This is a genomic window from Methylobacterium sp. (assembly GCF_019745455.1).
Taxonomy (GTDB): domain Bacteria; phylum Pseudomonadota; class Alphaproteobacteria; order Rhizobiales; family Beijerinckiaceae; genus Methylobacterium.
This window is the reverse complement of sequence record NZ_JAIETD010000014.1, coordinates 1-12,062: the sequence shown is the minus strand read 5'-3', so window position 1 is coordinate 12,062 and position 12,062 is coordinate 1. Positions and strand designations below refer to the sequence as shown.

The following is a 12,062-nucleotide window of genomic DNA, read 5'->3' as shown; positions in this document are numbered from 1 at the left end:
GGTGGGTTCAGACACGGGTCACTTCTCGATGGAAACTTCGGGCTCCGCCGGGTCAACTCTCAACGGAAATCAACAGACGCGCTCCTTGACGTCGGGCAGAGCCAAGATCTCCTCGATGGTGTGATCGCGGCAGCGCTCGATCAGCTGCATCATGAGTTCGTAGTTCGAGATGCGGAAGTCGCGGAATCGGCCGAGACCGGTCCGTGAATCCATGAGGAAGTTGAGCAGGACCCATCCTTGCGGGTCGAGGATCTCCTCGCGGCTGAACTGCGCCGCGTCGGCCTTGTCGACGGCGGCCATCAGCTCGTCGCTGATCAGCGGGAAGGCCGAGGCGCCGTAATGCCGATACACGACTCGGGCCGCCGAAGGTGCCGTGACGTCGATGACGTGGTTGGGGAAGTTCCGCCCAGCGTTGCGCTCGCCTTCGCTCGAATGATGGTCGAAGGCGAGATGGCACCCTTCGACGTAAGGCAAGTTCGTGATGATATCGCGTCCGGTGATCGGCACGATGCCGTCTTGCATGTCCTTGGGGTGAACGAACTTGATCTCGTCGATCAGATCAAGCTCCCGCAACAGCATGCCGCAAACGAGACCATCGAAATCACTCCGGGTCACAAGGCGAAACTTCTGGCTCGGCTTCATGGGTCAATTCTCCAACTAACCGGAGAAGTGACCGCGAGTGTTAAAGGCTGGGTTACGGCTGCCAGTGAGATCTTGGGCTTGGTTAAGATTGCTTTGAGCTCTGCAGGCTTGCCGCTGGTCGTGGGTTGAGTACCTCCCGCATTGGCGATCTGAGACTGCGGGAACATTGCTTTGCGGAGGCGGTAGACGAGGGGCGTCACCAAACGGAAGGGCCCAACCATGCCGCAGATGTTCGATTGGATCTTCTTTGCGATCATGCTCCCGGTTCCCGCCCTCCTGTTCTGGAAATGGCGTACCGACGCGCTCAGCCGGTTCACAGCAAACTTAAAGTAGCCAACCGCGTAACTCGTCCTTCAACGCGCGCTTCCACCGGTTCGAGTCGACATCCGCTTCGCCGCCTCGCTAGTCGGAGCGGGCCGCCGATCAGCCAGCGTCTCCGTCTGCGGAGCTCATCTCGGTGGACACGTTCTTCAGTCTGCGCATCCTGAAATGGGTTGCCCTCATCCGGCCCCTGGTCGTCTCGAACACGTGCTCGACCATCTGCCGACGCGTGCGCATCGGGTGAGGGTCCTTATCGAGCCGATGCGGTAGGGCTTCCAGGACCGCCTCGTATCCCTAGCGCGTCACCCGTCGCTCTTTGGCAGGCATGAAGCGGGTCCTGATGGCGCAACTGAAGCCTGCGAAACGGCGCGGTTCCCCTTGCCTGTGCTCTGTTGGGCCAAGGATAGCGAGGGCCTCATCGCCGAGGCCAGAAGCCAGTGAGGTCGCGGGGGCCAAGCGAGGGGCCGGTGCCGTGCCGCCACTGCGTCTCGCGGCGGGGCGAGAGCCAAGTTGCAGTCCGGATCAATCTGACGGCGCAAAGCCGGTTCGGGAGCATCCGGCAATGTGATCCGGGTAGAATACGTCCTTAACAGGTGAAGGTCTCGCCGGTACTCTTCGAACGGCAAAGTCTAGGGACAACAAGAAGCCGCTCTGAAGGAGAAACGTCGTGGACGAGGTGTTCAACGGTACGCCGGCAACGGAGATCGTGACGATCGAGGAGGAAGGCGAGGAGATCCTGATTCTCGGCAATGGCGGCGACGACCTGTTCAACGTCATCGGCGATGACGACGACCCCAATCAGGTGACCGTCGTGACGGGAAGCGGGAACGACGCGCTGAACGTGACCTTCGGGAACGGCGTGTTTCGAGGCGGCGCCGGCAACGACACCCTGAACGCGGTCAACGCGAACTTCTTCTTCGACGGCGAGGCCGGGATCGACATCCTGGATGTCGGCGCCGAGCTGGACGATCTGCGCGTGGTCTCGACGGGCAACGTGGCGACGATCTCCTCGATCCGCGACGACGACGATGACGAGGATGAGGACGACGATGACGTCGCGGCCGGCGATGACGATGACGACGACGACGCTCCCACCCAGATGGCCGGCGATGACGACGATGATGACGACGATGATGCAGGCGGCGGGGTAGGCGACCTGACGGTCCAGACCGTCAACGTCGAGACCTTCGTGTTCGGCGAACTCATCGTGAGGCAGAATGACGGGAACGCCCTCGTCGACGATCTCCACTACCTGAGCCGCAACTTGGATGTCATCGAGTCCGGGATGGATCCCGAGATGCACTTTGCCACCCATGGGTGGCGAGAGGGCCGCGATCCGAACGCCTTCTTCGAGACGGAGGACTATCTCGAAGCCTACGCGGATGTGCGCGCCGCCGGGATCAACCCTCTGGAGCATTACAGCAAATTCGGCTGGAAGGAGGGACGCAACCCCTCTGACGAGTTCGATACGAACGCCTATCTCGCGGCCAATCCCGACGTCGCGGAAGCCGGCATCAGCCCACTGCGGCACTATCTCGAATTCGGCGCTGCCGAAGGGCGTGCCGTCTTCGAAACCTGATCACCAGCAGCATCAATCCCAGATCTCGTCATAACCCGAGATCTGGGCTTCGGGTGCTTGAGACAATCAGCACCCGGCCACGCAGGTCATCCATCAGACGTCGAAATTCAGGCGAGCAAATTTTGCGTCTGTGCAACATTTTCGCCGCTGACGATGCCAGCGATGAGGCTTACGCGAGAGTGAACAGACGGCGCTTCGATCCGGGATGGTTGCTGACAGGCGCTTGATGGCTCAAACGAAGAGGGTCGTCAGACCATAGCAGGCGGCAGCGATCAGGGCCGCTGCCGGCAGCGTGACCACCCAGGCGACGACGATGTTGCCCGCAATCCCCCACCGCACCGCCGAGGTTCGGCGCGCGGCGCCAACCCCGATGATCGCTCCGGTAATCGTATGTGTCGTCGAGACCGGGACGCCGAGCCACGTCGCCGCAAACAGGGTGATGGCTCCGCCCGTCTCGGCACAGAAGCCCTGCATCGGGTTCAGCCGGGTGATCTTCGAGCCCATCGTGTGCACGATGCGCCAGCCTCCAAACAGCGTGCCCAGGGCCATCGCTGCCTGACACGAGAGCACGACCCAGAACGGCACGTAGAACTCGCTGCCGAGCAGACCCTGCGAGTAGAGGAGCACCGCGATGATCCCCATGGTCTTCTGCGCATCGTTGCCGCCGTGACCCAGCGAGTAGAGCGAAGCCGAGACGAACTGCAGCCAGCGGAAGGTACTGTCGACGGCAAACGGCGTCGCGCGCACGCAGAGCCACGACACGATGAGGACGAGGACGAGAGCCAGGACGAAGCCGGTCAGCGGCGAGAGGAAGATCGCCGACACCGTCTTCGAGAGCCCTCCCCATACCACGACGTCGAAGCCCGCCTTGGCCGCGGCCGCGCCAACCAAGCCTCCGATCAGCGCGTGCGAGCTACTGGAGGGGATGCCGAGGATCCAGGTCGCAACGTTCCAGGAGATCGCTCCGATGAGCGCGCTGAAGATCACGCTCGGATCGATGACGTTGGCGTTGACGATCCCGGTGCCGAGCGTCTGGGCGACATGCAGTCCGAAGAACAGGAAGGCGATGAAGTTGAAGAAGGCCGCCCACATGACGGCGTAGCTCGGCCGAAGCACGCGGGTCGAGACGATCGTGGCGATCGAGTTCGCGGCATCGTGCAGGCCGTTCAGAAAGTCGAAGAGCAGCGCGATGGCGATCAGACCAATGAGCAGCGGCAGCGCCAGGGTTACGGTCGTCATCTGCGTTGAGCGCCTTCACACGTTCTCGATGACGATGCCGCTGATCTCGTTGGCCACGTCCTCGAAGCGATCGACGACGCTCTCCAGGTGCCCGTAGATCTCCTTTCCGATGATGTAGGCCATCGGGTTCGACCGGCCGTGCTCCCGGTAGAGAGCCTTCAAGCCCTGATCGTGAAGCTCATCCGAGCGACCCTCGACGCGCGTGATCTCCTCGGTCAGGGCGGAGAGACGGGTTGCGTGGGTGCCGACCGCGCTCAGGAGCGGGATGGCTTCCGCGGTCAGCCGCGCAGCCTCGACGATGGTGCCGGCCATCTCCCGCATGAGGGGATCGAAGCTGCCGACCTCATAGAGCGTGATGCTTTTGACGGTCTTCTGCATCTGGTCGATGGCGTCATCCATCGACTGGATCAGGTCCTTGATGTCCCCGCGGTCGAAGGGCGTGATGAAGCTGCGACGCACGGCCAAGAGGACGTCGCGCGTGATGTCGTCCGCCTCCTGTTCGCGCTCCACGATGATGCGGCAGTAGTGCGGGACCCCATCACCGCCTTGGAGGAGCTTCTCAAGCGCATCGGCGCCGGCTACGAGGGTCTGCGAGTGCCGGGCGAACAGGTCGAAGAAGCGCTCCTCCTTCGGCATCAGCGCCCGAAACCAGCCCATCATCGTTCACGTTCCCCATCGTCGAGCGTTGATCCGCAAGCGATTGGCAACGCTCAAAGTTCCCCTTCGGCTTGGCGCTATTTAGCCGGCATGGCAACATGAGTGGTAGATGCCAAGAAAAGCGCCGAACCGGTATGTGACGTTCATCATCGCCGCCACGAGCACGGATGACGAGACGTCTGAGCCCACGATCTACGGGGTCGTGAAGCGCAGGGTGCAGGACGCCATGGAGGAGGTGCGTGCCTTAGCAGGACCAAGCGCCAGGATCGAACTCGCCGGCAGCCTCTCCAAACGCACGGCCCGAGTGCTCGAGCTCAAGCCCAACGATGTCCGGCAACTGTGAGGGAGCCTTGGTGCCAAGCGCGTGTTGAATGCCAGATTGAGCTGACCTCGTGGAGGAATCTGCCGGAACGCCGTGGTGTCGACGACCAGGACTGACGAACGAGGAAAGGAATTAAGGTCTGCCATGCGGCTTCTGACAGCATTGGGGAGCCTGGTCCTCATCAGCAGTCAGGCGGTCTGCGCCAGGCCTTGGAGCGAGCATGAAAAGCTCGTGGCGCCGGCATCGATGATCGTGCTGAGACATGCTCAGGTCAGTCATCAGCTTGGCGCGACCCGAACGCTCCTGACGAAACTCGGCGACCTGGGATTTCAGTGCGATGCGTCCGGTGCACGCCTTCACGAGATCACGATCCGCTGCAGCCGACCGGGCAGCCAGGGACCGATCAAGGTCGTCTACCTGGGTAGCTTCTCAAGCAGCGCGAACGTGGTCATCGAGGCCATATGGATCGATGGCCGACCTCTCAGTGACAACGAACGGCTGGCCTCGCTCACAAGCGTGTTTGCAGCCGGTGATCCATAGATCCCCAGGGCAGCGTAGCACTGGCTTGATTGTGAGGACGGCACTCGCTCTCTGACTATCATTCGGGATCATCAAGCAACTTCGTTTGCCATTTTATCCCGGTCTTTAAAGATCAATGAATCAGCCTTATGTGCCAAGGTCTATCTGTGACTTTATAGGAGCTTGGCCATGACAAACGCAGTCCATTCACTTGCCGTGATCGCGGGAATGACCTTGCTCGGGACGATCCCAGCATTGGCGGACCGAGCACCAACGGGTGAAGAGCGTAAAGCCATTGAGAAGGTGCTCACGGATCAGGGTTTTACGGCCTGGGAGAGCATCGAGTTGGAGGATGCCGGCCACTGGGAGGTGGACGATGCCATTGCGAAGGATGGCAAGAAGTTCGACCTTCGGCTGAAGGACAAGACCTACGAGATCACGGATCGCAAGGCGGACTAGCGGCTGCGGCCGTGACGAGGCCTGAGTGCTTCGCACCCAGGTCTCCGTTGCGGCTGAGCCTCAGCATCCCGGCGCCCCCGGCGATCCGTTGCTAAGCCGCCGACCTGGTTCCAGTCTGCTTGCAACCATTGCGGTGGCGAAGATGATGGTCGGAGGCGCTGTTGCTCAAACGTGTCCACATGGATAGCCGTCGACGAGCATGGAAGGGGCGGCTGCGGCCCGACGGTTCTTCGCGAGAAGCGTGAAAAGCTGCCGACCAGCACGGCATCGAGCCAGAGGTCGCCAAGCCCTCGCCGGCAGAGCGCAGCGTCGTGCTCCTGCCCTGCTTAATTGAGGTGCTTTCGCCGTCTCAATAAGGGCTATGGGGCCTGCCGGATCACAGCGGCGGCCCTCCACATTCTTGCCACCGTCTGCCTCATGGTCGAACAAGACGCGCGCTGCGGCCGGTCCATCAGCGCCTCCGCGGTCCAGACGTGAGGGAATGACGACCGTTCTGGTGTATCGCGTCTGGTGTAACGCGCCAAAGATGTCCGCTCGCCGATGGTTGTCACCTCTCCACGTTCAGAGCGGGACCGCCGAACGCGCTGCGCCTCGACTCCGGTAGGCAGGAATTTACACGACGTCATGATGAGCAAAATTTTTCTCGTGGGCGCCAGTCGTCGTCGGCATCGCAAGCGACTGCGTGAACGGCTCATCATCAACGAGTCGGGCCTTTTCGATGCCGAGTGGTACCAGCGGATTTATCCAGATGTCGCCGGCTCGGGGCATGATCCGCTCGACCATTATCTTCTGATCGGCGCACTGGAGCAGCGGGCTACAAGCCCCGAATTCGACACGCGTGGCTACATCACGGCGAATCCCGATGTCGCCACAAGCCCGATGAACCCCCTGGTTCACTACATCAAACACGGGAAGGCCGAGGGACGCGGCTTTGCAAAGGGGTCACGCCCGTCGCGCAGCGTGCGCCGCAGATCAGACCGCAACAGAACGCCAAGCTTCAGTCTTCTTGTCCAAGCAGGCCCGCGGATCGCATTGCAGGCCACACTTGCTAGCCTTCGCCGCCAGGGTACCACGGGCTTCGAGGTCGTCGCTGCCTGCAATGACCCGCGCCAACGACAAGTTCTCGACCTGCTTGGACAGAACAGGGGAGGGGAGGCGGACATACGCCTCGTCGTCACATCGGGAAACGCGCCGTTCCTGCAAGAGGCCATCGACCTCGCCACCTCGGATTACATCATCGTCCTGGAAGCCGGCGATGTCCTGGCCAAGGATGCCCTCGCGCAGCTCGCTAAGGCCCTGGCGCGTCACGAGCGGGAGGTGTTGTACTCGGACGAGGCCGTTGTGCCCAAGGGCGGGCATGACCCTTTGCCCGTGCTCAAGCCAGGATGGTCGCCGGAGCTCCTTGCCGCCTACAACTATTTCGGCCGGCTGACCGCGATCCGGCGGTCGGTCGCCGTAGCAGCCCTGCCGGAGATCGCCGATGGCGTCGCTGCGGAGTGGAGCCTCAACCTGGCGGTCACTCGGCACGCGCGAAACATCGCCCGCTTGCCACGGATCCTCTGCCACCGGCATGTCGACCGGACGGACCGCTCCCAAGCCAAGGAGCACCGTCAGGCCTACACGGCCATCCTCACCGAGCATTGGCATCGGCTAGGCCGGGTGGCGACGGTCACGCCACGCCAGGACGGCACCTTCCATAGCACCTGGTCGCTGGAAGAACGCCCCCTCGTCTCGGTGATCATCCCCAATAAGGATAGAGCGCACCTGCTGCGGGTCTGTCTCGACGGGCTCTTTGACAAGACCGACTACCGCAACATCGAGATCATCGTCGTCGACAATGGCTCGACTGAAGACTTGGTCTTGAAGCTGTATGACGAGCTTCGAGCGCAGGGCGGACAGGTCGTCGCTTTCGACGAAGACTTCAATTATTCCCGGGCCTGCAACCTCGGAGCTAGGGCGGCCCGGGGCGAGCTCCTGCTTTTCCTCAACAACGACATCGAGATGGTCGAGAGCGACTGGCTCGACGAACTCGTGCGTCAGATCATGCAGCCTGGGGTCGGCATCGCCGGACCAAAACTGCTGTACCCTGATGGTGGCATCCAGCATGCGGGCGTGGTGCTGGGGCTCTTCACCCTGGCCGCCCACGTCTTTCACCGCGCCCCGCTCGATGAGTGGGGACCCTTCGGCTCGCCCGATGTCCAGCGCAACTGGACCGCGGTGACCGGCGCCTGCCAGTTGGTCCATCGCGACGTTTTCGATCTCGTCGGCGGCTACGACGAGGCCTTCATCATCTCGTACAGCGATATCGTGCTGTGCACGAGCGTCGCGCGCGCAGGGTTCCGTACGGTTTATGCACCCCGCGCGACGCTCGTCCATCATGAGGGGGCCTCGCGCGGGCACACCAACCCGTCGAGCGATCAGATCCTGTTCGCCAAACGCCTGCGCGAGACCGGCTTTGACCAGGACCCTCTGTATCACCCAGCTTTGGATACACTGAGCTTCGTTCCCAAGCTTAAATCAGCGGACTTGACTGGTTCTGGGGGGATGCGTGGCGACATCGAGCGGCTCGCAAGTGTCATCGGCGCTGGCAAATCCCTCGATATCTACGACGACGGCGCCGTCGCTTCGGCGATGGGCCTGCCGTGGGACGAGGTGATGTGGAGATTCGACCCCGCAGCCTTGACACCTGGAGCGAGTGCGGGCGCCCGCATTCTGTTGACCGTCCTTCGTCTGCGTCCAGACCTACGTCGCCGTTTTCCACGGGCCTTGCGCGACGGCGCAGCGGGCGAGTTCGCCGATTGGGTCCGTTCGCACGGACTGACGCTATTGCGACTTCCCAAAGAGGCGGCTGCCTGGGTCGATGCGGCCTTCGAGTCGGACCTAGGCGGTCCCGCTCGCCAATGCCTCCTCTACGATGCGGATCTCCGGAGCGATCCCCCGCTCGCGTTGCTGCCAACCGGACGGATCACCGCTTGCCAGCGACTCTTCGAAGCCTTTGCAGAGGACATCCTTACACGCGAGGAGATCTGGTGGTTCTTGATGAGTGCCGCAGAAGCTCCTCTCGAGGAACTTTGCATGACCTGGGCTCTGACGCCGGCCTGGCAGGACGCGGTGCCAGACGGCGCAACCGCCTTCGGTTTCGTGTCATTGGTGCAATGGGTCGCCGCGACCTACGGTATCTCCGAAGACTGGCTCTTCGCCCCGTACACGCCGGCTGGCATGACGGACCTCGAACAGTTGCGCCTTGGCTATAGCGCCAACGATGCATGGCGCGAGCGCTTCCCCAACGCCCTCGTCGACCCCGAGGAAGCGCGTGATTTCGTTACCTACCTGTCACGCCGTGCGAGCGGCCTTCCCTTCACGGGCCGGGAATGGGCGTCGAGCCGCGATGCGAAGGTCCTGGCCGCCGAGCTTGAACGGCCCGGCGTCAATATCCTCGGCCATTTCTCCTATCCGTCGGGCCTACGCATCTCCGCGGAAAGCATGGTCGAGGGTTTAAGGGCAAACGGTCTCGCTCTCAGCGTACGGGACGTGCCGGTGAGCTTTGCCACCGACGATCCCATCTCGCATCGGTTCCTTGGTCCGGAGATCTTCGATACGACGATCATTCACGTGCAGCCGCAGCCTCTCTTCAGTGACGCCTACGGCCGAGCCGGGTTGCGGCCACGTTCACCTCGCACCTACCGGATCGGCTACTGGTATTGGGAGCTCGACGACATTCCCTCAGATTGGAACAGGGCTGCCTTCGAGTGCGACGAGATCTGGACCGCGACGGAGTTCATCGCGGAGGGTTTGCGCAGAGCCTATCCGCAGCCGGTGCGGGTAATGTGTCCTGGCGTGGAAATCGAAACCTTTGATCCCCGGCCCCGGGCTTACTTCGGCCTGCCGGAGGACGAATTCTTATTTCTCTTCATTTTTCACATGACAAGCGTCATGACGCGCAAGAACCCCCTCGGCCTCATCAGCGCGTTCCGCAAGGCTTTCGATCCGAAGGATCAAGCCAAGCTCGTCATTAAGACGTCCTTTGGAAGCGAACATCCAGAGCAGATGTCACTTCTGAAAGAGGCGGCTGCGGAAGCGGGTGTCATTCTCCTCGACAAAACATTCTCGCGCCACGATACACTTGCTTTGATTCAGGCGTCCGACGCCTACGTTTCACTGCATCGAAGCGAGGGACTTGGTCTGACGATGGCCGAGGCGATGTTATTAGGGCGGCCTACAATCGGGACGCGCTATTCTGGAAATCTTGAATTCATGAATGATGACAATAGTCTGCTCTGCGACCACAGACTCGTCACCCTAAATCATGATTTGCCGCCCTATCAGCGTGGTCAGCGATGGGCTGAACCCTCGACAAGGGACGCCGCACGGCTCATGCGGCAGCTCTACGATCATCAAGACTTTGCACGGGACTTGGGTCTACGAGGGCAGAGGGATTTACAGTCGCGGTTGAGTTATCGAGCAAGTGGTCAGAGGATGGCGCAGCGCCTCAAAGACATCAAATCAATGCCTTGAGTTTCAGAGTTTGGCCGAGTTTGGTATTCTGCCTGGCCTGACATCGCAGGTAGCGATGCAGGCGGAAGGCTCTAGGACTCGGCTGAGGACGCTGCTGACAGAAAGATTCTCACTGCCGCGGCCTCGTCAATCGTCAAATAGCGCAATAAGCCAAATCACCTGTGATTGTCGTGCATTGCAGGTATTTGCTTATGCAGCTTTTCTGCGGGATGCTGCCGATTGTTGCGTCTCCGGCTATGCTAACTTAAACAATGATGGTCAGTCCGATATGAGCTTCAGCCTTCTCTTCTTCATGGTGTTCGGCTTGATCCTGCCCGTGGTCGGCATCGTCTGGGTCCTGCGTGCGCGCGACACCTGACGTCGTGACAACTGATCTGCTCCTTCACTGTCCCGTCCTGCAGGGTGCGCGGTCGGCAATCTCAGTTGAGTACGATCTGCGTCTGGCCGGGCTCTAGCCAGGGCGCGCCGAGGACGAGGTTCCAACCAGCGGCTTCGGCGCGCTGGCTGAGCGCCTCGACGAGGCGATGCACGCTGTGCCGATCGAGACTGAGCCGGATCAGGAAGGCCGCACCGGCGCGAAGGCCGATCTCGAACGTCTGCGGCATTACCGCGACGTCGATGGCGAGGATGAGATGCGTCGGAGGCGCGGCGTTTGCCGGCTCGATGGCATCCGTCACAGCGGGACCAGGCTCGGTCCGACCAAACAGCGCATCCTGATGCTCCATCAAGATGATATCGTTGCGTAAGTCCGCCGGTGCGGTCTGGGCGAGGGGGCTCGACTGCTCAAGAAGCTGGGCAAGGCCATTGATCAGGCGCTCGGTCAGACGGCGCGTCATCAGGACGTGGATTGACTGACCTAGCGTATCCCCGGCCAGCAGCGTCAGCCTGTCCTCCGGCTCGTTGTAGGCGAAGGTGAGCTGGCGGGCGACGATCGGGAGAACAGAGGTCATGCCCCGGGGTCTCGCCCGAACTGGCTATCGGGGTCAACCTTGCAGGAGCGACGAAGCTAGCGGGGAACCGCGCGGTCCGCTCAAAACGCGTTGAAGTCAAATGTGAGCATTACGCCCGGGGGGGGCGTCTCAAGTTGCACGCCTTTTGGCTAAGGCCGCATCTGCACTGACTTCGCACTCGGATCACCGCGTCGGTGCAAGTCACGAAGGATCCTGCTTTTGGTCCTGCTGTCCGCACTTGAGGTGCGAAGGTTTTTTATCCTGAGCAAAGGAAGTGCATGGGTCATGACCTCGAAGACTAGCAATAGGCAACGCGGCTTGCTGGCCGCGCAAGGCGGCAAGGTCATACGCGGTGAAAATTATTTATGCTTAAATAAATCATGATAAATTGGTCTTTTCGACTGGATTGATCAGACATCCGAGCGTTTTAATACGAACCCTGCACGAAGCCGACGTCTACTGCATAGGTTTGGTGCTTGGCCAATGAGAGAACAGTGAGATCTAAGCTGATCGCACATAGTCAGGACCGCGCGAATCGCAGTGCTGGCCGCCGTGTTGTCGCGTTTACGTGGGCCGTCTGGAAACATTAGGCTCAAGACAAGCGCCAAGTGGATCGCGTCTCTCACACGACGACGGTCACGACGCGCTTGCGAGAACGTGCCGATCCCTCATATTGGCCAAGGCGAGGCTCACCTCGATAGAGATGAGCCTCGCCGTTTGCCCATCAGGCGATCTCGATGCTCTTCGTCAGCGGATTTAACTCGCCCGCCTCAGTGAGCATGCACACCACCGTTTCCGACATCTCAGCGAGGTGCATGCGCGCCTCAGGGCTCTGGGTGATGTCGACCGCAACACTCTG

At 61.3% G+C, this 12,062-nt stretch carries 9 protein-coding genes and 1 pseudogene; 5 read left to right on the top strand and 5 right to left on the bottom strand.

Going from position 1 to position 12,062, the window contains the following annotated elements:
• Positions 1–69 precede the first annotated feature (69 nt).
• Together K2Y56_RS02115 and K2Y56_RS02110 are read right to left on the bottom strand one after the other, a co-directional pair.
• Complete coding sequence (locus tag K2Y56_RS02115; RefSeq protein WP_292504432.1) at positions 70–642, bottom strand: hypothetical protein; 573 nt, start codon at positions 640–642, stop codon at positions 70–72.
• Between the two features lie 447 nt (positions 643–1,089).
• Positions 1,090–1,311, bottom strand: a pseudogene (locus K2Y56_RS02110) (IS5/IS1182 family transposase); the annotation flags it as partial.
• A gap of 319 nt (positions 1,312–1,630) precedes the next feature.
• Between K2Y56_RS02110 and K2Y56_RS02105 the strand changes: the two are divergent.
• Positions 1,631–2,542 (top strand): calcium-binding protein, encoded by a 912-nt coding sequence (locus K2Y56_RS02105; RefSeq protein ID WP_292504430.1) that lies wholly within the window; start codon positions 1,631–1,633, stop codon positions 2,540–2,542.
• Positions 2,543–2,773: 231 nt separating this feature from the next.
• On the opposite strand, the gene K2Y56_RS02100 is transcribed toward K2Y56_RS02105, so the two are convergent.
• On the bottom strand, positions 2,774–3,781 hold the full coding sequence (locus K2Y56_RS02100) for an inorganic phosphate transporter (RefSeq protein WP_292504427.1): 1,008 nt from the start codon (positions 3,779–3,781) through the stop codon (positions 2,774–2,776).
• 15 nt (positions 3,782–3,796) lie between these two features.
• The gene (locus K2Y56_RS02095; protein ID WP_292504424.1) at positions 3,797–4,441 is read right to left on the bottom strand and encodes a DUF47 domain-containing protein; all 645 of its coding nucleotides are present in this window, start codon (positions 4,439–4,441) and stop codon (positions 3,797–3,799) included.
• Between the two features lie 133 nt (positions 4,442–4,574).
• On the opposite strand from K2Y56_RS02095, the gene K2Y56_RS02090 reads away from it, so the two are divergent.
• The 4 genes from K2Y56_RS02090 to K2Y56_RS02075 all read left to right on the top strand — a co-directional run bounded on the left by K2Y56_RS02090 (position 4,575) and on the right by K2Y56_RS02075 (position 10,253).
• The gene (locus K2Y56_RS02090; protein WP_292504421.1) at positions 4,575–4,781 is read left to right on the top strand and encodes a hypothetical protein; all 207 of its coding nucleotides are present in this window, start codon (positions 4,575–4,577) and stop codon (positions 4,779–4,781) included.
• A 123-nt stretch (positions 4,782–4,904) separates the two neighbouring features.
• The gene (locus K2Y56_RS02085; RefSeq protein ID WP_292504419.1) at positions 4,905–5,300 is read left to right on the top strand and encodes a hypothetical protein; all 396 of its coding nucleotides are present in this window, start codon (positions 4,905–4,907) and stop codon (positions 5,298–5,300) included.
• Positions 5,301–5,468: 168 nt separating this feature from the next.
• Complete coding sequence (locus K2Y56_RS02080; RefSeq protein WP_292504416.1) at positions 5,469–5,738, top strand: PepSY domain-containing protein; 270 nt, start codon at positions 5,469–5,471, stop codon at positions 5,736–5,738.
• A 624-nt stretch (positions 5,739–6,362) separates the two neighbouring features.
• Positions 6,363–10,253, top strand: coding sequence for a glycosyltransferase (locus K2Y56_RS02075; protein WP_292504414.1), 3,891 nt, complete (start codon positions 6,363–6,365; stop codon positions 10,251–10,253).
• 419 nt (positions 10,254–10,672) lie between these two features.
• Here K2Y56_RS02075 and K2Y56_RS02070 read toward each other — a convergent pair whose 3' ends face one another.
• Complete coding sequence (locus K2Y56_RS02070) at positions 10,673–11,203, bottom strand: hypothetical protein (protein ID WP_292504412.1); 531 nt, start codon at positions 11,201–11,203, stop codon at positions 10,673–10,675.
• Positions 11,204–12,062 lie beyond the last annotated feature (859 nt).